At 69.3% G+C, this 21,849-nt stretch carries 18 protein-coding genes; 6 read left to right on the top strand and 12 right to left on the bottom strand.

Annotation, left to right across the window (positions count from 1 at the left end; genetic code table 11):
* The first annotated feature begins 68 nt into the window (after positions 1 to 68).
* Positions 69 to 854 (top strand): class I SAM-dependent methyltransferase, encoded by a 786-nt coding sequence (locus AC2YHJ_RS07615; RefSeq protein WP_487395101.1) that lies wholly within the window; start codon positions 69 to 71, stop codon positions 852 to 854.
* Positions 855 to 882: 28 nt separating this feature from the next.
* Here the strand turns inward: AC2YHJ_RS07615 and AC2YHJ_RS07610 are convergent, their stop codons facing one another.
* Positions 883 to 1,503 (bottom strand): NAD(P)-dependent oxidoreductase, encoded by a 621-nt coding sequence (locus AC2YHJ_RS07610; protein WP_487395100.1) that lies wholly within the window; start codon positions 1,501 to 1,503, stop codon positions 883 to 885.
* A gap of 106 nt (positions 1,504 to 1,609) precedes the next feature.
* Between AC2YHJ_RS07610 and AC2YHJ_RS07605 the strand changes: the two genes are divergently transcribed.
* Entirely contained in the window at positions 1,610 to 1,981 is a 372-nt protein-coding gene (locus AC2YHJ_RS07605; RefSeq protein WP_487395099.1) for a winged helix-turn-helix transcriptional regulator, read from the top strand.
* Positions 1,982 to 1,987: 6 nt separating this feature from the next.
* Here the strand turns inward: AC2YHJ_RS07605 and AC2YHJ_RS07600 are convergent, their stop codons facing one another.
* Positions 1,988 to 2,563: a HupE/UreJ family protein gene (locus AC2YHJ_RS07600; protein WP_487395098.1), complete on the bottom strand. Its 576-nt coding sequence runs from the start codon at positions 2,561 to 2,563 to the stop codon at positions 1,988 to 1,990.
* 197 nt (positions 2,564 to 2,760) lie between these two features.
* Between AC2YHJ_RS07600 and dnaE the strand changes: the two genes are divergently transcribed.
* The gene (gene dnaE / locus AC2YHJ_RS07595) at positions 2,761 to 6,222 is read left to right on the top strand and encodes a DNA polymerase III subunit alpha (protein ID WP_487395096.1); all 3,462 of its coding nucleotides are present in this window, start codon (positions 2,761 to 2,763) and stop codon (positions 6,220 to 6,222) included.
* 97 nt (positions 6,223 to 6,319) lie between these two features.
* Here the strand turns inward: dnaE and AC2YHJ_RS07590 are convergent, their stop codons facing one another.
* The 4 genes from AC2YHJ_RS07590 to AC2YHJ_RS07575 all read right to left on the bottom strand — a co-directional run bounded on the left by AC2YHJ_RS07590 (position 6,320) and on the right by AC2YHJ_RS07575 (position 9,073).
* Complete coding sequence (locus tag AC2YHJ_RS07590) at positions 6,320 to 6,616, bottom strand: putative quinol monooxygenase (RefSeq protein ID WP_487395094.1); 297 nt, start codon at positions 6,614 to 6,616, stop codon at positions 6,320 to 6,322.
* A gap of 65 nt (positions 6,617 to 6,681) precedes the next feature.
* Positions 6,682 to 7,323, bottom strand: coding sequence for a hydrolase (locus AC2YHJ_RS07585; protein ID WP_487395093.1), 642 nt, complete (start codon positions 7,321 to 7,323; stop codon positions 6,682 to 6,684).
* An 86-nt stretch (positions 7,324 to 7,409) separates the two neighbouring features.
* On the bottom strand, positions 7,410 to 8,099 hold the full coding sequence (locus tag AC2YHJ_RS07580; RefSeq protein WP_487395092.1) for a hydrolase: 690 nt from the start codon (positions 8,097 to 8,099) through the stop codon (positions 7,410 to 7,412).
* Between the two features lie 104 nt (positions 8,100 to 8,203).
* Positions 8,204 to 9,073 carry a pirin family protein gene (locus AC2YHJ_RS07575; RefSeq protein ID WP_487395090.1) on the bottom strand — a complete coding sequence of 290 codons (870 nt, stop codon included), beginning with the start codon at positions 9,071 to 9,073 and terminating at the stop codon, positions 8,204 to 8,206.
* A 65-nt stretch (positions 9,074 to 9,138) separates the two neighbouring features.
* Here AC2YHJ_RS07575 and AC2YHJ_RS07570 point away from each other — a divergent pair, with 65 nt between their 5' ends.
* Positions 9,139 to 10,170 carry a LysR substrate-binding domain-containing protein gene (locus AC2YHJ_RS07570; RefSeq protein ID WP_487395089.1) on the top strand — a complete coding sequence of 344 codons (1,032 nt, stop codon included), beginning with the start codon at positions 9,139 to 9,141 and terminating at the stop codon, positions 10,168 to 10,170.
* A gap of 151 nt (positions 10,171 to 10,321) precedes the next feature.
* On the opposite strand, the gene AC2YHJ_RS07565 is transcribed toward AC2YHJ_RS07570, so the two are convergent.
* From AC2YHJ_RS07565 to AC2YHJ_RS07555, 3 genes are read right to left on the bottom strand one after another with little or no spacing between them, the layout of a single operon-like run.
* A complete protein-coding gene (locus AC2YHJ_RS07565) occupies positions 10,322 to 11,878 on the bottom strand; it encodes an ABC transporter substrate-binding protein (protein ID WP_487395088.1) in 1,557 nt (518 codons plus the stop codon).
* Between the two features lie 51 nt (positions 11,879 to 11,929).
* Positions 11,930 to 13,339, bottom strand: coding sequence for an amidase family protein (locus AC2YHJ_RS07560; RefSeq protein ID WP_487395087.1), 1,410 nt, complete (start codon positions 13,337 to 13,339; stop codon positions 11,930 to 11,932).
* Complete coding sequence (locus AC2YHJ_RS07555; RefSeq protein ID WP_487395086.1) at positions 13,336 to 15,363, bottom strand: molybdopterin-containing oxidoreductase family protein; 2,028 nt, start codon at positions 15,361 to 15,363, stop codon at positions 13,336 to 13,338. Before AC2YHJ_RS07555 ends, AC2YHJ_RS07560 begins: the two co-directional genes overlap by 4 nt.
* 128 nt (positions 15,364 to 15,491) lie before the next feature.
* Here AC2YHJ_RS07555 and mazG point away from each other — a divergent pair, with 128 nt between their 5' ends.
* Both mazG and AC2YHJ_RS07545 read left to right on the top strand, forming a co-directional pair.
* On the top strand, positions 15,492 to 16,304 hold the full coding sequence (gene mazG, locus AC2YHJ_RS07550; RefSeq protein WP_487395084.1) for a nucleoside triphosphate pyrophosphohydrolase: 813 nt from the start codon (positions 15,492 to 15,494) through the stop codon (positions 16,302 to 16,304).
* Positions 16,305 to 16,436: 132 nt separating this feature from the next.
* Entirely contained in the window at positions 16,437 to 17,252 is an 816-nt protein-coding gene (locus tag AC2YHJ_RS07545) for a hypothetical protein (protein WP_487395082.1), read from the top strand.
* An 18-nt stretch (positions 17,253 to 17,270) separates the two neighbouring features.
* Here the strand turns inward: AC2YHJ_RS07545 and AC2YHJ_RS07540 are convergent, their stop codons facing one another.
* From AC2YHJ_RS07540 to AC2YHJ_RS07530, 3 genes are all read right to left on the bottom strand, one after another.
* A complete protein-coding gene (locus tag AC2YHJ_RS07540) occupies positions 17,271 to 18,221 on the bottom strand; it encodes a pirin family protein (RefSeq protein ID WP_487395080.1) in 951 nt (316 codons plus the stop codon).
* A gap of 88 nt (positions 18,222 to 18,309) precedes the next feature.
* The gene (locus tag AC2YHJ_RS07535; protein ID WP_487395079.1) at positions 18,310 to 20,460 is read right to left on the bottom strand and encodes a hypothetical protein; all 2,151 of its coding nucleotides are present in this window, start codon (positions 20,458 to 20,460) and stop codon (positions 18,310 to 18,312) included.
* Positions 20,457 to 21,728, bottom strand: a complete 1,272-nt coding sequence (locus AC2YHJ_RS07530; RefSeq protein ID WP_487395078.1) for a glycosyltransferase — start codon at positions 21,726 to 21,728, stop codon at positions 20,457 to 20,459. The genes AC2YHJ_RS07535 and AC2YHJ_RS07530 overlap by 4 nt, the downstream gene beginning before the upstream one ends.
* Positions 21,729 to 21,849: the final 121 nt, after the last annotated feature.

Genomic DNA, 21,849 nt, shown 5'->3' with positions numbered 1-21,849 from the left:
TTGAAGGCCGCATCCTCGACCCCAATCTGTCACGGTGCGTTCCCGTAACTACCGACAGGATGGCGGCGATGACGGATCTCCCGATCGTCTTCAACGACGGCGCGGCCTACCAGGAATTCATGGGCGTCTGGAGCCGCCTGGCCGGGGATGTCTTCCTCGATTGGGTGGCGCCGGCCCCAGGGCTGCGATGGGTCGATGTGGGGTGCGGCAATGGCGCCTCGACCGAACTGCTGCTCGACCGCTGCGCGCCGGCGATTGTCGAAGGCATCGACCCATCGGAAGCCCAGTTGGCCTACGCGCGGACCAAGCTGGCCGGGCGCCCGGTCCGCTTCGGGCAGGGCAGCGCGATGGTCCTGCCTTATGCCGATGGTAGCTTCGACGCCGCGATGATGGCGCTGGTCCTGTTCTTCGTGCCCGATCCCGCGCGTGGCGTGGCGGAGATGGCCCGCGTGGTCGCCCCCGGCGGCATCGTTGCTGCCTATTCCTGGGACATGCTCGGCGGCGGCTTTCCCATCGCGGCGATGCATCAGGAAGCCGAGGCCATGGGCATGGCCATCCCGAAGCCGCCTTCGATCCAGTCCTCGCGGCGCGAGACGATGGAGGCGCTGTGGTCGGCGGCCGGCTTGCGCGCGGTGGAATCGCGCCCCATCACCGTCACCCGCCGCTTTTCGGACTTCGAGGCCTATTGGGTGACCAGCATGCGTGGGCCGACGATCGGGGCAGTCATGGCTGCGGTCCCGGCGCCGCAGGTCGCGGCGCTGAAGGAGCGCGTGCGCGCCCGGTTACCGGCCGATGCGGATGGCGGGATCACCGCCAGCGCAACGGCCAATGCCGTGAAGGGCGTGAAGAGGTAGGGGGCGGATCGTCGCCCGCCCCACCGGTTCAGTAAGCTGCGGTGAAGATCGTGCCGCGATGGGCGGGCCGCTCGACCTCATCGAGCATCGCCACGGCATAGTCCTCGGCGCTGATGCGGCTCTGGCCGTTCGCATCGGTGAGTAAGGTACGGCCGCCGAGGCGGAAACGGCCCGTACGCTCGCCGGGCGCAATCATGCCGGCCGGCGCGAGGACGGTGAAGTCGAGCTCACTTGCGGCGATGCGGTCGAAGGCGGCGCGCATGGCACGCGCCTCGGCATTGTGGGGCTCGGGCACGTGATCGGCCACGGGGGTGCCGTCGGGCAGGTTCAGGGACCCGGCGCCGCCGACCTGAAGCAGACGCTTGCCCGCGAGGCCCTCGACCAGCGCCTCGGCATAGGCCAGGGCCTCGGCAGCCGGGTTGCCGGTGCTGCGTGGGCTGACGGCTGCGATGACCGCATCGGCGGGCGCCGCAGCGGCTGCCAAGGCGGAGACATCGGTGATGTCGAGGCCCAGCGGCGTCACGCCGGCCCGGGGTTCGATACGGTCGGGATTGCGCGTTGCGGCGGTCACGTCATGGCCGCGCGCCAGCGCCTCGGCCAGCAGGCGGCTGCCGATCATGCCGGTGGCGCCGATCAGAAGGATGTTCATGGTCACTGTCCCTTGCCAGGAATGATGCTGGCAGGGCAATTACGGATGGTAACCTGGTTTCGATAGATCCATTTTCACGTCACATGGTTACCCCGAGGGAACCGAGATGCCCGCTGCGCATGCCATCAACCACGCCTGCCCCGTGCGCGACGTGCTCGACCGCGTCGGTGACGCCTGGTCCGTCCTGGTCATCACCGAGCTGAACAAGGGGCCCTGCCGCTTCAACGCGCTGCGCCGCGTGGTGGACGGCATTTCCCAACGCATGCTGGCGGTCACGCTGCGGCAGTTGGAACGCGACGGGCTGGTGACGCGCCGCGTGACCGACGGGCGCCCACCGCAGGTGACCTACGCGTTGACGCCGCGCGGCGTGTCGCTCCATGCCGCGTTGGCGCCGCTCGCGGACTGGGCGGCCCGGCACCAGCCGGCGATCCGGGAATCCCGCGCGGCCTTCGAGGCCGCGCAGGGCATCGCCGGCTGAATGAACTCAGGCGAGAACGAGCAGCATCGCGCCGACCGCGGCGATCCCGGCGCCACCGGCGCGCAGCACGGCGACGCGGCCCGCGGCCGCGCGGGCGATCCCGAAGCCCGCCGCATGCAGCAGCGCCGACGCCGCGAGCATGCCCGCCACCGTCAGCAGTAGCGATCCGCCGATCTCGCTGCCATGGGCGACGCCGTGCAGCAGGCCGAACCCGGCGGCCAGCGGCAGGGCCAGGGCGGCGCGCATCGGCACGGCCAGCGCGATGACCAGGCCCAGGACCAGAACCGTCGCGGCCACCCCCGGTTCGATCCAGGCCGGCAGGGCGGTCGCGACGCCAAGGGCAATGCCGCCCGCCATGCCGCCGAGGAAGGCACCCGGCAGCCACCAGGCGCGCGCAAAGCCGGCCTGCGCCGCCCACAGGCCGATCGCCACCATGGCAACCAGGTGGTCGAGGCCCAACAGCGGATGCGCGAAGCCGGCGCCGAGCCCCTCGGCATGCCCGCCATGGGCGAGCGCCGGGCCGGCGGCGGCGAGCGTCGGAAGGATCAGGGCGCTGGTGCGCAGTAGGCGGTTGGTCATCATCGGCTCCGTACGTTCTCCGCTTCGGGGGCGATCCTGATCGCGCCGCCAAGGCCCGGCAAGGCGAGCAAAGCCCATGCCGCGACGCGCGCGCGCCGAGCAGATCCTTGCCCGGGCATGCCGCCACGGAGCAGCGCCTTTCCCGACGTTCCGCGCGCCGGGACGCTGGGCTACCCTGGCGATCGCCAGCGAGTCCTGTGATGACCGAACCGTCCTCCTTCATCCATCTGCATGTCCATTCGGCCTATTCGCTGAGCGAGGGCGCCATCAAGGCGGACAAGCTCGCGGCACTTGCCGCGTCGAATGGCATGCCGGCCGTGGCGCTGACCGACAGCGCCAACATGTTTGGCGCGCTGGAATTCGCGGAATACTGCGCGAAGAAGGGCGTGCAGCCGATCATGGGGTGCCGGCTGTTCCTGACCCGCGCCGAGGCCGATCCCGACCGCCCCGATGTCGCTCGGCAGAACCCGGACCCGCTGGTCGGGTTGGCGATGGATCCGGTCGGGCTCGAGAACCTGCAGAAGCTCTCCTCGAAGGGGTATCTGCGGGACGATCCTTCGGGGCGGCCGACGATCACGCTAGACCTGCTGCGGGAACACACAGCGGGTGTCTTCCTGATGACCGGGGGAACGCTGGGGCCCATCGCGCGGCTGCTTGGCGACGGGCGGCGCGATGCCGCCACACGCATCCTTCATGCGCTGCGGGAAGCCTTCCCCGACCGCCTGGCGGTCGAGTTGCATCGCCACGGCCTGCCGCAGGAACGGGCGATCGAGAGCGGCCTGCTGGCGCTGGCCAGCGAGGCGCGGCTGCCCATTGTCGCGGCAAACGATGTCTATTTCGCCGCCCGCGAGATGCATGAGGCGCATGACGCGCTGCTGTGCATCGCCGAGGGCCGCACCATGGCCGAGCGCGACCGCCGCCGCGTCACGCCCGAACATTGGTTCAAGCCGGCGGCGATGATGCGCAGCCTGTTCGCCGATCTGCCCGAGGCCTGCGACAACACGCTCGCCATCGCGCGCATGTGCGCCGTGATGGCCGAGAGCAAGAAGCCCGAATTGCCGGTCTGCCCCAAGGTGCGCGAGGGCATGACCGAAGCCGAGACGGTCCGTGCCATGGCGAAGGACGGGCTGGAAGGGCGCCTCGACGCCATGCAGCCGCCGCCGGACGAGGCGAAGCGGCAGGTCTATCGCGACCGGCTGGACTACGAGCTCGGCGTCATCGAGAAGATGGGCTTTCCGGGCTACTTCCTGATCGTCGCGGACTTCATCCAATGGGCGAAGGCGCAGACGCCGCCCATCCCGGTGGGACCGGGGCGCGGGTCCGGTGCCGGGTCCGTCGCGGCCTGGGCGCTGCTGATCACCGACCTCGATCCCTTGCGCTTCGGCCTGCTGTTCGAGCGGTTCCTGAACCCCGAGCGCGTGTCGATGCCGGACTTCGACATCGATTTCTGCCAGGACCGGCGCGACGAGGTGATCCAGTACGTCGTGCGCGAATACGGTGCGGACCGCGTCGCGCAGATCATCACCTTCGGCAAGCTGCAGGCGAAGGCGGCAGTGCGCGACGTCGGGCGCGTGCTCGGCATGCCCTATGGCCAGGTGGACAAGATCGCCTCGCTGATCCCGTTCAACCCGGCCAAGCCCGTGACGCTGTCCCAGGCGATCGAGGGCGAGCCCAGGTTGCAGGAGATGCGGGACGGGGACGAGCAGGTGGCCCGGCTGCTCGACATCGCGCAGCAGGTGGAGGGGCTGTACCGCAATGCCTCGACCCATGCGGCGGGTGTGGTGATCGGCCGGCGGCCGCTCGTCGATATCGTGCCGCTCTATCGCGATCCGCGGTCGCCGATGCTGGTGACGCAGTACTCGATGAAATACGCGGAAGCAGCATCGCTGGTGAAGTTCGACTTCCTCGGCCTCAAGACGCTGACGGTGATCGAACGCGCGCTCGAGATCCTGAAGGGGCAGGGCACCGAGGTCGATATCTCCACCATCCCGATCGATGACCCGAAGACCTACGCCATGCTCGCCAAGGGCGACGCGGCAGGGGTGTTCCAGTTCGAAGGGCAGGGGATGCGCGACTGCCTGCGGCAGATGCGCGCCAGCCAATTCGAGGATCTCGTCGCCGCCGTGGCGCTGTATCGCCCCGGGCCGATGGCGAACATCCCGGCCTATTGCGCGCGGAAGGCGGGCGAGAAGTGGGAGCCGCCGCACCCCGCCATCATGCACATCCTGTCCGAGACCTACGGCATCATGGTCTATCAGGAACAGGTCATGCAGATCGCGCAGGATCTCGCGGGCTATTCGCTGGGTGCCGCGGACCTTCTGCGGCGCGCCATGGGCAAGAAGATCCGCTCCGAGATGGAGGCGCAGCGCAAGATCTTCTGCGACGGCGCGGAGAAGCGCGGGATCGAGCCGGCCAAGGCCGCCGAGATCTTCGACCTGATGGAGCGCTTCGCCGACTACGGCTTCAACAAGTCGCACGCCGCAGCCTATGCACTGGTGTCCTACCAGACGGCCTGGCTGAAGGCGAACCACACCGTTGCCTTCCTGGCGGCGTCGATGACGCTCGACCTGTCGAATACCGACAAGCTCGCGGGCCACATGCAGGAATGCGCGCGGCTCGGCATTCCGATCCTGCCGCCGGACATCAACCGATCCGGCGCCGAGTTCCGCGTGGAAACGGCGGAGGACGGCAAGGAGGCGATCCGCTTCGCCCTGGCCGCCGTGAAGCGCGTGGGTGAGGCGGCGATGCGCGACCTGGTGAAGGCGCGCAATGCGGACGGGCCTTTCGCCTCGCTGGCCGACCTGGCGGCGCGGGTGGATCCGAAGCTGCTCAACAAGATGCAGATCGAGAACCTGGCCCGTGCCGGGGCCTTTGAAAGCCTGGAGAAGAACCGTGCCCGCGTGATGGCCGGTGCCGAAACGATCCTGCGCCGCGCCCAGGCGAGCGCCGAGGAGCGTGGCTCCGGCCAGATCGGCCTGTTCGGGGCGGACTCCCAACGAAATGAGCCGCTGCGGCTGCCCGACGTTCCGGACTGGCCGTTGCTGGAACGCCTGTCCCATGAATCCGAGGCGGTCGGCTTCCATCTCTCGGCGCATCCGCTCGACACCTATCGAAAGGCGTTGCAGCGGCTGGGCGTGACGCCGTCGGCGCAGATCGCCGACCGCGCGCGGTCGGGCGCGGCGCGGCTGAAACTGGCCGGGACGGTGGTGAACGCGAAGGAACGCACGACCAAGACCGGCAGCCGCATGGCCTGGGTTCGGCTGTCCGACGCGCAAGGATCCTTCGAGGTGACCTGCTTCTCGGAGGTGCTGAACCGGTCGCGGGAACTGCTGGCCGAGGGCCAGGCCGTCCTGGTGACCTGCGAGGCGCGGATGGAGGGCGAGGCGCTGCGGCTGACCGCCAACGACGTCGAGGCGCTGGAGAAGGCCGCGAGCGGTGCCGGCGGCGGCGTGCGGCTGTGGCTGGACGACATCGCGGGCGTGACACCGATCCAGGCGCTGCTGACGCGAGAGGGTCGCGGCCGCGGCCGCGTGGTGCTCGTGCCGCGCACCGGGCCGGGTCAGGAGGTGGAGATGGCGCTGCCCGGCGGCTTCAACATCGGCCCGAAGGTCATGCAGGCGATGAAGGTGCTGCCAGGGGTTTCGGCGATGGAGGAGATCTAAGTCGGCGGTGACGGCTTAAGAGGCCCTCCGCCGGCGCGCGGGATAGACAGGGGCCTTCCCTTCAGGCCCCAGCCGTCTGAACCGGGACGAGGTCGGCTCAGGCTATGCGCTTGAGCATGTGGACGAACTCCATCCGCTCGACATTGGCAGCGCCGTCTGCCTGGAAGTGCTGGATGTGCGGCCCCTGCGTGTGGTGCCTGTCGCGGCTCTCCTGCGAGGCCCAGTGCTCGACGAAGACGAACATGCCGGGCTGGTCGCGATCCTCGAACAATTCGTAGCGCAGGCTGCCTTCTTCCTTTTGCGAGGGGCCGACGACGGCGATCAGATCTCGCCTCAGCTCTTCCTCCTTTCCAGCCTTGGCCCGCAGGCCGACGGTGATGAAGAGCGCGCTCATCACAGGCATCCTTTCAGGGAGGGAAGGCGGCCCGCATCGGACGGATGCGGACCGCCCAACGGGGATCATTCTGTCTTGTCGTAGGAGAACTGGATGCCGGCGGTGCCGCCGGTCTCGATGAACAGGCTCATGAAGGCGGGGACGGTCTCGGCCCGCTTCCAGTCGCGCTGCAACTCGCAGAACAGCTGCGGCACCGAGATCATCCTGCCGCCCGCCTGTTCGATGCGGCGCAGCGCCATCTCATGGGCGGCAAGCGATGTGCCGCCAACGGCGTCGGCGACGACGTAGACCTCATAGCCCTCGCGTAGGGCGTCCAGAGCAGGGAAGGTCAAGCAGGCCTCGGTCCACAGCGCCGTCATGATCAGCTTCTTGCGGCCGGTCGCCTCGACCGCCTTGCGGAATTCCACGTCCTCCCACGAATTGATCGACGTGCGATCATAGGTCGGCAGATGGCCCAGCACCTTGCGGAGCTGCGGGATCGGCGGCTTGTTCAGTCCGGTCTTCACATTGACCGTCGAGTGAACGATCGGCAGGCCGTAGGCGACAGCGGCCTTTGATGTGCCGACGATGTTGTTGACCAGAAGCTGGCGGTCCATCGAGGCGATCGAATTCACCTGGACGGGTTGGTAATCGATGATGACGAAGGCCGAGTTCTGAGGCGTCAGCAGGTCGTCGGCCTTGGGATCACGGATCGCTTCGCTGGTCATCGTGATGTCCTTTCCGGGAGAATGCGCCGTGGCGCGGCGCGCGCATGGTGCCGGCCACGACCGAGGACGCCACCGGCGGCGTTCGGTCAGCCGCGCTGGGAGTCGAGCATCTCGTGCTCGGTCGCGACCTGCTGGGCCTTGCCGTAGCTCTCGATCAGCAGCTGATAGGGCGGGAAGATCTGGGTGTAGATCGCGGCCCATTGCTGGGCGTCGTCGCGGTGCCAGGTCTTCTGCAGTTCCGAAGCGACGGCGGCCATGTCCATCGGCACGACGCCGGCCTGGACGACGCGCGCCAGCGTGATCTCCTGCGCCATCTTGGAATAGGTGCCGGAGGCGTCGACCACGACGAAGACCTTGTAGCCTTCCTGGACCGCGCTGATCGCCGGGAAGGCCATGCAGACGCTGGTGATCGTGCCGGCGATGATCAGGGTCTTCCGGCCCGTGGCCTTCACCGCCGCGACGAAGTCGGGGTTGTCCCAGGCATTGATCTCGCCCCTGCGCGCCACATACCGGGCGTGGGGAGCATTGGCGTGGATTTCGGGGATCAGGGGTCCGTTCGGCCCTTGTGGGACCGAGGCCGTGGTGACGACCGGCAGCTTGGCCAGGGTCGCCATCGAAGCCAGGGCTGCGGCATGGCGGCGCAGCGTGGTCATGGGCATGTCGGCGACGGTCTGGAACAGGCCGCTCTGATGGTCGATCAGCAGCATGACCGCGTCGTCGGGGTCGATCACCGGACGCTGGCCGTTGAAATTGGCGGGGAGGGTGGAAGCGGACATGCGCGGATCCTTTCGAGTGGGTCGTGCACAACGGAACGCGGCAGAGGGCGGATGAGGGCTGCGGCCCGGTCCGAAGACCGGGCCTTGCGTCGTCGTGGGTGGGGTCAGGCGGCGGCGATGTCGCCGAAGCGGCCGCCGTTGAAGTCCGCGATCGCCTGACGGATCTCGTCCTCGCTGTTCATCACGAACGGCCCGTAGCCGACGATGGGTTCGTCGATCGGTTCGCCGGTCAGGACCAGCAGGACGGCGTCCGCGTCGGCGCTCAGGGTGACGCTGTCGCCCTTGCGGTCGAGCAGCAGCGCCTCGGCGGCACCGGCGGGCTGGTCGCCATTGACCGTGACGTGACCCGACAGGACGACCACGATGGCGGTGTGGCCTTCAGGCAGGTTCAGCGTCGTCTCCGCGTCGCGGTTCAGCCGCACGTCCCACACGTTGATCGGTGTGAAGGTGCTAGCCGGACCCTTGGATCCGTTCATCTCGCCGGCGATGATCCGTGCCGTCCCGGCATTGCCGGGCAGGGAGACCGCCGGAATGTCGGCGTCCATGATCGACTGGTAGCCAGGCCGCGCCATCTTGTCCTTGGCCGGTAGGTTGACCCACAGCTGCACCATGCGGAACGGCCCGCCCGTCCGCGCAAAGGCGGGCGAGTGGTACTCCTCGTGCAGGATGCCGCCGCCCGCTGTCATCCACTGGACGTCGCCGGGGCCGATGACGCCACCCTTGCCGGTTGAGTCACGGTGCTCGACCTGGCCGTCATAGACGATGGTCACGGTCTCGAAGCCGCGGTGGGGATGCTGGCCGACGCCGCGACGCTTGGTGGTTGGTTCGAAATTATGCGGACCGGCATAGTCGAGCAGCAGGAAGGGGCTGACCTGCTTGCCCACGGCGTCATACGAAAACAGCGACCGGACGGGGAAGCCATCGCCGACCCAGTGGCCGCGATCATTGCCGTAGCGTCCCAGAACCTTCTTCATCGTTCGATCTCCTTGAGGCGAGCGGGCATTGCCCGTCGCGTTGGGGAGTTATTATTCCTGCAACGATGATTGCGGGAGATTGCGAATTGGCATCATTGCGTCCTATCAATCGGACGATGCGCGATCTCAACGACCTCTACTACTTTGTCCAGGTGGTGGACCATCGCGGCTTCGCCCCGGCGGCGCGGGCGTTGGGCATGCAGAAGTCCAAGCTCAGCCGACGGATCGCGCTGCTGGAGGCGCAGTTGGGAACGCGCCTGCTTCAGCGGTCATCGCGCAGGTTCTCGATCACTGAGATCGGCCAGGCCTATTACCAGCACTGCCTGGCCATGCTGGTGGAGGCCGAGGCTGCGCAGGCCGTGATCGACAATATCGCCGCGCAGCCGCGTGGGGTGATCCGCGTGGCCTGCGTTCCGGGCCTTCTGACCTATCAGATGGGCGAACTGATCGCCCGCTTCATGGCGCTCTATCCCGAGGTCGAGGTGCACCTCACCAGTACCAGCCGTCGTGTCGATGTGATCGGCGAGGGGTTCGATCTGGCGATCCGTGTTCGCGAACCGCCGCTGGGCGAGGCCGATCTGGTCATGCGCAAGCTGGGTGAGAGCGTCCACGGCCTGGTGGTGAGCCCGGGCTTGGTCGATCGCCATGGCGCGCCGGCTGGGCCGGCTGATCTCGCCGAGTGGCCGAGCCTCGATTTTGGACCGCCGCATCGCGATCACGTCTGGGCCTTGCGTCACCGCGACGGCCTGACCGCCTCGGTCCGGCATACGCCTCGGCTGGTGACCGACGACCTGCATCTGCTGCACGAAGGCGTGCTGGGCGGCCTGGGCGTCGCGCTGCTGCCGATGCTGGCGGTGATCCGGGACGTCGAGGCGGGCAGGCTGATCGACCTGCTACCGGATTGGCGGCCGCGGCGATGGATCGTGCATGCGGTCTTTCCGTCGCGACGGGGGTTGTTGCCGTCGGTGCGCCAGTTGCTGGATTTCCTCGCGCGGGGTTGCGCCGAGCAGCAGATCTACAGCGAGCCATCGACCGGGCCCCACGCGGCGGATCCGAAGAATCGGGTTTCCGGGCTGCCCGCTGACACCTCGCTATAGAATATTTTCCATAATATACCTTATGCGGTATTTCTTGATACCGATCTGGCGCTAGGGTTCGAGCCCCCGGCGCCCCGACCCTTCCGCAGAGCGGCAGCCGGCAAGCCTCGGGAAGGCTGGCGGGCGTCATGCCGGACGCCCGCCCACCCCGTCAGTTCACCGGCGTCGCCTGGAGCGCATTGGTGTACCAGTTCGGCGACGCCTCGTAGCGCACGCGCGACCGCAGCCCGGCCCAGCTCGCCTTCAGATAGAAGACCGGGATCACCGCGACGTCGTCCATCGCGATGGTCATGGCCTGCGCCGTCAGCGCGTCGCGCTGTGTGCGGTCCATGGTCTGAAGCGCCTGATCCAGCACCCGGTCCATCGCCGGGTTGGAGTAATGCTGCCGGTTGAACGGCCCCATCCGCGTCTCGTTGTTGCGCGTCGCCACCACCTGCTGGAGCGTGATCGCCGCGAGGTTCGAGGCGTAGGTCGTCATGAACATCGCGAAGTCGCGGTTCGTGGCGCGGGAGAAGATGGTCGCCGTCGGCAGCACCTCGACCGTCGTCGTCACGCCGATGCGGGTGAAGCCCTGCGCGACGGCCTGGAGCACTTCCGCATCGCCCGGGAACCAACCATTCGGCCCGTGGATCGTCATGCGGAAGCCCTGCGGATAGCCGGCTTCGGTCAGCAGTGCGCGGGCGCGCGCGACGTCATTCGCAACCTGCGGCCGGTCCGGGATGCGGCCCACCGCGATCGGCGGCGCGAACTGCTCGGCTGGCGTCCCCTGCCCGGCCAGCAGCCGATCGACGATCGCCGGGCGGTTGATCGCCATCGACAGCGCCCGGCGCACGCGCACGTCCCGCAGCGGATTGCGGTCCAGCGGGCGGCCCTGGTTGTCGGTGACGAAGGGCGCCTGCTCTCGCACGGCATCAGGGAACAGGTAGGCGGTGCCGTTGGCATCCGTGCTGAACATCTCGATGCGCCGGTCCGACGAAAGGCGCGCGACGTCTTGCGTCGGCACGCCGTCGATCAGGTCCACATCGCCCGACAACAGTGCGGCGACGCGCGACCCGGCGCCCGTCACGAAGCGGATCTGCACGCGGGCCCAAGGCGCGGTCTGCCCCCAGAAGTTCGGGTTGCGCTCCACCTCCATCCGTTCGCCGTTCACATAGGCAACGTGGCGATAGGCGCCGGTGCCAACCATGGCGCGGCCGGTGTTGAAGTCGGCCGTGCTGGCATTCGCATGCAGCTTGCGCGACAGGATCATCACCGCCGTCAGTTCGGCATCGAGGTAGGGCGACGGCTCGCTGGTCGTGATGCGCAGCGTGCGGTCGTCCACGATCGTGACGCCGGAGATGGTGCGCACCGCCGAGGCGAAGGACCCCGGGCTGTTCGGCACGCGCGGCAGGCGCTCGAAGGAAAATGCGACGTCCTCCGCCTGCAGCGGCGTGCCGTCGTGGAAGCGGATGCCCTCGCGCAGCCGGAACTCCCAGGTGCGGTCATCCAAGATGCGCCAGGATTCAGCGAGGCGGGAGACGATCTGCCCCTGGGAATCGAAGTCGACCATCGGGTCGAACACCTGGCGCAGCAGCGCGTTGTTGCTGTTGGCGCGGTGGAAATGGGGGTCCATCGCGGTCGGAACCGATTGCGCCGCGATGGTCAGCGTCTGCGCATTCAACGTCGTCGCCGCGGCGCAGAACGCCGCAGCAAGCAGGAACTTCTTCATTGCAACCCCCGGCAAAAACTCAGCGGCAACCTGCCGCCGGGCGGGCGGATGTCAAGCCGGGGCGCTGGCGAAGGCCGGCCGGAATGGTTGCGCGCGGAGGAAGGCATCGGCGATGCGCAGCATCTTCGCGTCCTCGCAGCGCGGACCTGCGATCTGCAAGCCGATCGGCAGCCCCTCCCCGGTTCGTCCGCAGGGAACCGACACCGCCGGGCCGTGGGACAGGTCGAAGGGATAGGAGAATTCCGCCCAGACCAGCCAATCCCACACATGGTCGGGCCAATGCGCGGGGCGCTGGCGGCCGACCTCGAAAGCTGCGACGGAGGCGGATGGCGTGACCAGCGCGTCCCATCCGCCATCGGCGAACCAGGTATTGACCTCGGCGGCGTAGGCGATGCGGCGGCCGGCGGTCGCGACCGCTTCCTTCACCGTCAGTCCGCCGAATTCGTCGAGACAGGCGACCAGACCGGGGTCCATCTCGGCGCGACGGGCGGGGTCTGTCTCGATGAAGGGATACATGGCCACGGCCCAGACCAACCGCTCCAGCTCCGGCCCCTTGGGGCCCCAGGGCGGCGTCACTTCCTCCACGGTCGCGCCCAGGGCCTGCAGGACGTCGATGGTCGCGCGGACGGCCTCCGCAATCTCTGGGTCCACACGCGCATGGCCGAGGTCGGGGCTGTAGGCAATGCGCATGCCCTTGAGGTCCGGCGCCCAGATATCGGTCGCCTGGATCGTCATGGGCAATGTCGTATGATCAGAGGGATGCAGGCCAGACATGACTTGCAACATCAATGCCGCATCGCCCACACTGCGGGTGATCGGCCCGGCATGGGACACCGAATTGTTGTTCGGCACCGGCGCATAGGGCACCAGACCGAAGGTCGGCTTGTGCCCGATCGCGCCGCAGAAATGCGCCGGCAGTCGAATGGAGCCGGCCCCGTCGGTGCCGAGATGAAGCGCCCCGCAACCCGCCCCCGCCAGCGCCGCGGCGCCGGAAGAAGACCCACCCGCCGTCCGGCCGTACATCCAGGGATTGTGCGTGTGTCCGGTCAACGGCCCACTGCTGACGGCCGTCCAGCCATTCTCGGTCGCCGTGGTCTTGCCGAGGATGATGCCCCCTGCGCCACGAAGCCGGGCCACGAGCGGCGCATCGGCGGTTGCCGGGGTGGTCGGCGTCAGGCGGGATCCGCGCCGGGTCGGCAGGCCCTCGACCGCCTGCACGTCCTTGATCGTCACGGGCACGCCATGCAGCGGACCGAGCGGCACGCCCGCCATGACCATCACTTCCGCCGCGCGCGCGGCGTTCAGCGCGCCCTCGGCGTCGAGCGTCGCGAAGGCGTTGATCCGCGGTTCCCACGCCGCGATGCGGTCGAGCACCGCGCGGGTGACCTCGACCGGGGACGCCCGGCGGTCGCGGATGATCTGCGCCTGTTCGACGGCGGTCAGGGTGGCGAGGTCGGTCATGCCGCGCGCTCCCAGGCCGCGACGTCGAGGAAGGTGGATTGGTAGCAGGCGCCCTCCCCCATATCCGTCCGCCGTTCGTCGCAGAGCATGTTCACCGTGCCCGACACCGCCTCGGCATCCGGGCGCTGGCCAGGGACCAGGACGATGCCTGGCTGCACCTCGTCGCTGATGCGCAGCACGAGCCCGACCGCGCCGCGGTCGTTGAACAGGCGCACGGTGGCGCCGTCCGCCAGGCCGCGCCTGTGCGCCTCGGCAGGATGCAGGATGGCGCAAGGGGCACCCTCTCGCTTGCGCAGGAAGGGCGAGGCCGCATAGGCGGTGTGCGCCTGGAAATAGCCCGGTGCGGTCAGCAGCCGCAGCGGCCAGCGGGCAGCGTCGGCCACTTCGACGGGGTCTTCCTCCCAAACCGGCATGGGCGGCACGCCCTGACGGGCCAGGGTTTCCGAGTAGATCTCCAACTTGCCGGACGGCGTGCGGAATTCCTGGGCCGCCGGCGGCGACACCTTCACCGGCCCCGCGAAGACACGGGCGGGATCCACCTCGGCGATGATGCCCGTCGCACCCTTGAAGAAGTGCGGGACGATATCCTTCGGCGCCATGGAGAAGGCAGGATCGGTCAGCCCCATCCGCTGGCCGAGCGCCTGCGCGAGATGGAAATTCGACATGGCCTGGTGCTGCGGGGCCACCGCCGCCGGCCCCCATTGCATTCGGTAGGAGCCGTAGGAGCGGTAGAAGTCCTCGGTTTCGAGGTAGGTCGTGGCGGGCAGGACGATGTCCGCGAAGCGCGCGGTGTCGGTCAGGAACGGGTCGTGGACGACAGTGAACAGGTCCTCTCGCGCCAGGGCCCGGCGCAGGCGGTTCACATCCGGGTTGGTCACGGCCGGGTTGTTGGCGGCGATGAACAGCGCGCGGATCGGCGGGTCGCGCATCTCCTCCAATGCCTCACCCAGGGCCAGGTGGTTGACCATGCGCGCACTGGCGGGGCCAGAGGGCTTGCCCACGAAGCCGAACTGGAAATCCATCGATCCGGCGGCGAGCAGCAGCGCCCCGCCCCCTTCCCGCCCATAGGCGCCGGTCAGCGCCGGCAGGGTCGCGACCGCGCGCAGCGCCTGGCCACCCTTGGCGAGCCGCGTCATACCTTCACCGAGGCGGATCAGGGACCGCTTCGCCTCGCCATACATCGCGGCCAGCCGTTCCACGTCATCCACCGAAAGCCCGGTGATGGCCGCCACGCGCGCCGGCGGGAAGTTCGGCAGAACCTCCGTCGCCCAGCGGTCGAAGCCCAGTGTATTCACCGCGACGTAATCCCGGTCGAGCAACCCGTCGCGCAGCAGGATATGAGCGATGCCGCAGGCCAGCGCCGCATCGGTCCCGATGCGGATCGGCAGGTGCCAGTCGGCCCGCGCCGCGGTCTGGCTGCGGCGCGGGTCGATCACCACCAGCTTCACGCCGGTCTTCCGGACCTTCTCCAGCAGCGCCCAGAAATGGACGTTCACCGCCATCAGGTCGCAGCCCCAGGCGATCACCAGGTCGGAATGGATCACGCTCTCGGGGTCGGTCCCGCCGACCGGCCCGCAGGTCATGTCCCAGGCGGTTTCGCAGCAGGTGTCGCAAACCGTGCCCGCCTGCAGCCGCGACGTCCCGAGCGCATGGAACAGCCCCGACACCAACCGGCGGTTCATATGCCCCTGATGCGCGGAGTAGGCGTAGCCGAGGATCGCCTCCGCCCCGCTCTCGGTGATGATCGACTTCCAGCGGCTTGTGATCTCGTCGAGTGCGGCATCCCAGGTGATCGGCTCGAACTGGCCGCTGCCCTTCGGCCCGGTGCGGCGCAGCGGTGTGCGGAGCCGGTCGGGCGAATGCACCGTCTCCATGTCCCGGTTCACCTTGGCGCAGGCGAATCCGGCCGTGTAAGCCTCGTCCGGATCGCCTTGGAGCCGGACCACGCGACCATCCTCGACCTCCGCGACCAGGGAGCACATGTCGGGACAGTCATGGGCGCAGACGACGCGGACCTTGGTCATGGGCAGGCAGGTTCCTTCGGGCTCGGCGGCAGTCTCGGAAAGGATGGCCCGGCGCGCAACAGGCCGCAGGGGCTTGCCAGGGCGCCGCGGTCGCGGGACGACAATGCGCCCTCCGTATCGGACCCGCCATGACCGACGCCCGCGCCGCCATCACCCATCTGATCGACGTCATGGCGCGGCTGCGCGACCCGGACACCGGCTGCCCCTGGGACCAGGTGCAGGATTTCGCGACCATCGCCCCCTACACCATCGAGGAAGCCTACGAGGTCGAGGACGCCATCGCCCGCGGAACCCCGGCGACCCTGCTGGATGAGCTCGGCGATCTGCTGTTCCAGGTCGTCTACCACGCCCGCATGGCGGAGGAGCGTGGCTGGTTCGCCTTCGCCGATGTCGCGGCGGCGATCGCCGACAAGATGGTCCGCCGCCACCCGCATGTTTTCGGGGAGGCCGAGGCCCGCACCGCCGAAAGCCAGACCGCCGCCTGGGAAGTGCAGAAGGCCGCCGAGCGCGCCACCCGTGCGGAGACCGGAACCCTTGCCGGCATTCCCACCGGCCTCCCCGCTCTGACGCGCGCGGCCAAGCTGACGCGCCGCGCCGGGCGGGTGGGCTTCGACTGGCCGGACGCGGTGGCAGTGCTCGACAAGCTTGAGGAGGAGGCTGAGGAGTTGCGGACTGAACTTAGCAGTTCAGAAAATACCCTTGATCCTGTGGCAATCCGTGATGAGGTCGGAGACCTGCTTTTCGTGCTGGCGAACCTCGCGCGCAAGCTGGACCTCGAGCCGGAGGATTGCCTGCGCGGGGCCAATCGAAAATTTGAGCGACGCTTTGGGTATATCGAACAAACGCTTCATATTGAAGGAATTTTACCGGCAGATTCGACGCTGGAGCGTATGGAAGCATTGTGGCTGGAGGCGAAGCGTCACGAGCGAACCAAGGGCTGATGGTTGATGCGAGTATCAATGTTTAGTTTGCTGATTTTATGTTTATTCTCATTGAATGAGCTATCCGCTCAGCCTCATCGAATTCTCCTGGATGTCGGCGCCGCCGGCCGGGTCAGCGCCACGCCGCATGGCATGGGCGAGGCGCTGCGCCTGACGCGTGGCGGCCAGACCCTCTGGCAATCCCGTGACCAGCGCTTCGAACCCTTCCGCGATGGCGCCGCCATCCCAATCGGGGAGGGTCTCACCGCCACTGGCGTCACCGGCTGGACCGGCGGGGCCTATTGCTGCTGGACGCTGCACCTGTTCCGCCAGGGTCCGGGCGGGGTCGCCCATATCGCTTCCCTGCGCCTCGGCAAGCGGGAACCGGGCATCATCCGGCTCTCGCCGCCCGCGGGGCCGCCCATCCTGCTCGCCGATGCGACCTTCGACTTCTGGGAGGCCCCCATCAGCCGGGCCACCGACCTGCATCCCACCCTTCCCCTGCGCTGGACCGGCCGGAGGCTCGAACCCGATGTCGCGGCGATGCGGCGGCCTGTCGCGGCCGCGCTCGGCACCGCCTGCGTCGATATGGCCGCCCCTGACGACATGCCTCCGCCAGAACAGCGGGTGACGACCTATGCCGATCTCGGCGCGGCGATCGCCGCTTTGCGGGCGCAGGATTGGGGCGCATCGGCCGGTCGCCATCCTGGCGTCGAGGCTGCGCGCCTGGCCGCCTGCCTGATCTTCACCGGTCACGCCGCCGAGGCGCGGCGCCTGCTGCAGGAAGCCTGGCCGGCCGCCACGCCCGGCCTTGCCGAGACCGAGCGGCAGTTGGCCGCCCGGCTCGCCTGCAGCCCCTTCATCGCCGCGCTGCGCGCCGCCAACGTCGTCGGCGCGCCCTATCTTGGCGGGCGCTGCGCACGGGGAGGGCGCGACCAGACGGCCGTCTTCGCTCTGGGGTGGCGGTGACGAACCCGCTGCCCGGCTTCAGGCCGGGCGCGTTTCCGCTTTCACCGCGACGCGGCCCTCCGGCAGCGGGATGAACTCCGTCTCATCCCCCGGCACCTTCGGGAAGGCGCCGGTCTTCCAGTCAGCCTTCGCCTGCTCCAGCCGGTCGCGGGAGGACGCGACGAAGTTCCAGTAGATGTAGCGCGGCCCATCCATCACCGCCCCGCCCAGCATCAGCAGTCGGGCTCCCTGCGGCCCGGCGGTCAGGGCCAGCGCATCGCCGGCGCGGAACACCAGCATCCGCCCGGCGTCGAAGACCGTGCCGGCGACCGAGACCGACCCCTCCACGACATAGGCGCCGCGTTCCTCGTGCTGCTCCGGCAGGGGCAGCCGCGCCCCGGGCTGCAGCACCGCATCGGCGTAGAACAGTGGGGAGGAAACCTTCACCGGCGCGCGCAGCCCCCACCCCTCCCCGGCGATCAGGCGCAGCGACAGCCCGCCATCCTCGACCTGCGGCAGGGCCGCAGCATCGTGATGGACGAAGCCCGGCGCGGTGTCCTCCACGTCCTTGGGGAGCGCCACCCAGGATTGGATGCCGAACATCCTCCGCGGGCGGTCGCGCAGCGCCGGATCGGTGCGCTCGGAATGCACGATGCCGCGCCCGGCGGTCATCCAGTTCAGGGCGCCGGGTTCGATCGATTGCGCGCTGCCCAGGCTGTCGCGGTGGAAGATCTCGCCTTCGAACAGGTAGGTGACGGTGGACAGCCCGATATGCGGATGCGGGCGGACATCGAGGCCCTTGCCGGTGAGGAATTCGCCCGGCCCCATCTGGTCGAAGAAGATGAAGGGACCGACCATCTGCCGCTCGCGCGCCGGCAGGGCGCGGCGCACCTCGAAACCGCCAACGTCGTGGGCGCGAGGGATGATGACGGTCTCGAGTCCTGGCGGCGGCGGCGGGCAGACCGGATCGGCTTCGTCGAGAGTGCTCATGGCGAGGATCTCCTTCGTCCGCAGATGTCGGCCGAACCGTGGTCCCGCGCCAGTGCCGGCAGGTGATGACGGCCATCAGCCCGGCGGATCAGCGCCCGGATCCACGAGGCGGGATGCAGGCCCGCGCCTGTCCCGATGCGCGCGTCGCACCGCGGGTGACGATGGCCAAGGTCGGGGTCTGCCGGTATTCGGCAGCGGTGGTACCTTTAGGGCGTGCCGCCAGGAGCAGGTTCAAGGCCTGCCGGCTGGCCGGATCGCCCAGCAACTCGACCAGCCTGGCCAGGGAGGCGAGCGCGAGTTGGGCGTATTGTGGATCCGCGCCGGCCCAGCCGCCCGGCGACACCCAGCCGCGACGGCGTGTCTCGGCGGCGATCTGCGCCCAGGTCGTGAATCGCGGCTGCGCCTGTCCCTCGGGTCTTACAGCCAGCCAGTATCCCATGCCGTCCGGAGCGGCGAAGCCGGCGGCTTCGCTGAGGAAGCGGCGCGACAGGAAGTTGCCCGCCCAGGCGAGGACGGCGCGCGCATCCGCGTTGCCCCGCGCGGTGGCCGCTGCGGCGGTGGATGCGAAATAATCCTGCTGCCAGGGAGCGATCGCGGCCAAGTCAGCATTCGTGCCGGGCAATTGCCCGTGCGCGTCGCCCTGCAGCGCGGTCCAGCGCGGTAGCTGGCTGCGCAGCCAGGCCCAGTTGCCCGCCGCGGCCTGGCGCAGGAATGGTGTGTTCGCGTCATCGTCGGGGCCGATCCAGGCGGCGTTGTCGACCTCCCGCAGCGCCCAGGCTGCGCTACGGACCTGCGGGCCATTGGCAATGATGACATCCCCGAGCCGCGGTTCCGGATTGCGTCCGTCGGGATAGGTCGAAACGACGGCCCGCGCCGCCTGGGCCTGCAACTCGTCCAGGAACGCGCGGCGACCTGTCAGCAGGGCGGGCACGAAGGCCAGCGCCGGCTGATGCGCATCGTCAGGTGTCCAACCCGTGTCCTCCGGGATGCGCTGCGCCAGGCTGCGCGGCGGAGAACCGCCCCGTGGATCCGACCAGAAGCCCGGCCATCGACGCGTGTCGAGCCAACCGCCCGTGCCCGCCGCGCCGCCGCCCGGGTCCCAGAAATGCCACGGGATGGCGCCGGCCGCCTCCGCCTGGCCTGTCGCATAGGCCGCCGCGCGGACATCGCCGCTGATCAGCCACGCGGCCTGCCAGCCAGTCGCCGGGCCGATATCGAGGCGGCCACCCGTCGTGGGCATGTACTTCGCCAGCCCACGATTGCCGAACGGTGCGTGCCAGGCCGGCGCAGCCATTTCAGTGGCCAACCGCGCGAGCACAGCCTCATCGACGCCGTTGGCGACGTCATAGCGCGCGATGGCACCGGTATCGGCCAGATAGGCAACGTCCGGATGGACCAGCGGCAGCGGCGCCGCCGCAGCGCCCCGCAGCCGATGCACCGCCCGGCCCAGCGCCGTGTACTGAAACTGCCGGATGCCATCGAAACGGAGCACCTCCTGCCCGTCATGCTCCAACCGGGCGGTGTATGTGGCGGTGCCGCCGCCCGGGCGCATCGCAACGTCGTTGCGCAGCCAGATATCGGCCCAGAGCGAGCCGTCACTGCGCAGCGCGAGATCGGCGACCAGCCGCATCGAGGTCGCCCCCCCGACGGCCGCCGCCGGCACCGGCGCTTCGATGCGAATCTGCCGCGCCAAGGCGCCGGCCTGCCAAAGGCGCATTCCGCGCGACGCCGCGGTGCGGGCCATCGCCTGCAAATCCGCCCGCCACGGCACCGCGCCGGGGGCCGCGATCTCGAGCACCAACCGCCCCAGCCCGTCCCAATTCGCCGCCTCCGGCGCCGCGGGTGGGTTGGCGCGGAGCAGCATGACGCCTTCGGTTTCGCCGCGCCGCAGCGCCGGCGCGGCGAGCGCAAGCACCGCGAAGCGCGCCGAGCCGTCCACGTGGCGCGTGGCGACGTCCATTTGCAGCGGCAGCGGCGCCCCGCTGGCGCGCCGTGCCGACAACCCGGCGCCGCGCGGCACATCGCCCGGGCGGAACGCCTGGCCGAAGACGATGATGCTCCCCTCGGGCGCTCCGCTGCCGGTCAGCACCATCCCCACCACCTCGCCCGCGCCGGCGGCGCAGGGCGGCGGCGTCGCCGCCACGAAACGGCCGGCCGCGCCCTGGGCCGACGCGCCGTGGCAGAGGGCCGAGGCGGCGAGGACACCGGCCGCGCGGCGGCCGATTGCCGGACCGATCATGCGCGTGCCGCCAGGACGCGGCGGAACAGGTTGACCTGGCCCGCCGTGGTCGGCTCCCAGCCGAAGCGCTCCGCATGCTGCCGTGTCGCGGCGCGGTCAGGCGGGTTCGCCAGGAGGCTTCGCACTCCGGCCACGATGGCCTCGGGCGTCACGTCATCCAGCACCAGGCCGGCGGCGGGGCCGTTGATCGCCTCGGCGCTGCCCCAAGCCGGCCCCGCCAGGGCTGGTGTGCCGCAGGCCATCGCCTCCAGCAGCACATTCGCCCAGCCTTCGCGCAGGGATGCCAGCACGAGCGCATCCGCCGCCGCGTAGAAGCGCGCCAGCGCGGCATGCGGCTGCGGCCCGAGCAGCCGGACGCGGTCCGCAACGCCGAGGCGCGTCGCGAGTGCCAGCAGCGCCGCCCGTTCCGGCCCCTCGCCTGCCACCAGCAGCGTGCAGCCAGGCAGGTCCGGCAAGGCAGCGATGATGCGGTCATGGCCCTTGCGCGGAATCAGCAGCCCGACCGAGAGCAGCGTCGGTCCGGTGAGGCCGAGTTCCGCCCGCAGCGCGTCCCGGTCATGGGTCGGGCGGAAGGTGTCGAGATCGACGCCGTTACGCAGCACCGTGACCTTCTCCGCCGGCGCGCCGAGATCGAGCAGCCCCTGGCGCAGCCCCTCACTGACGGCGATCAGCGCGTCCGCCCCGGCAACCACGCGCGCGATCAGGCGCCGGGGCAGACGGTATTGCGGCAGCAGGCTGGTATCGGAGCCGCGCGCCGTCACCACCACCGGCAGGCCGAGTTCCTTGCCGAGCCAGAGTGCGGCCACCCCATCGGGATAGAGATAGTGCGCGTCGATCGCATCGAAGCGCTGTCCGTCGCGGATCAGGCGCTGAGCCTCGGTACGGATGGCGCGATACAGCATCCATGGCCCGCTGAGCAGGCCGATCCTTGGCAGCGCGAGAAAGCGCGGGTGATGCACCACGAGGCCGTGGCGATGCTCCAGCGGCGGTATGCCGGCATAGCGGCCCCAGCCGCCGAAGAGCGGGCTGGAGGAGGGGAACCATGGTACGGGCGCGATCACCTCGCTGCCTGCCGCGCCGCTGGCCACGAGGTGACGCAGGCGGTTCTCCACGAAGACACCGTGATTGGGCTGGCGCGCATTCGGATAGAGCGTCGTGATGGTGAGCAGGCGCAAGACATGCGCATCCGACCGCGCAGGCAGGCGCCGCGGTGCAATGCCATCGGCAATGCCGTGGCTGGCGTCCTTGAGCGCCACCTGGCGTTCCATGCCAGTTCTCCTGTGGCGGCCCGGTCAGTTGGCCGGCGCGCGCGGCGCGCATCCTGGCAAGTCATGGCCGTCGTTGGAAGCCGCAGCTGCGCTGCATGCCCTGCGATACTTGCGCGACAGG

The organism is Roseomonas sp. SRI_022 (assembly GCF_057586215.1).
This window is presented reverse-complemented; position numbering and strand designations above follow the sequence as displayed.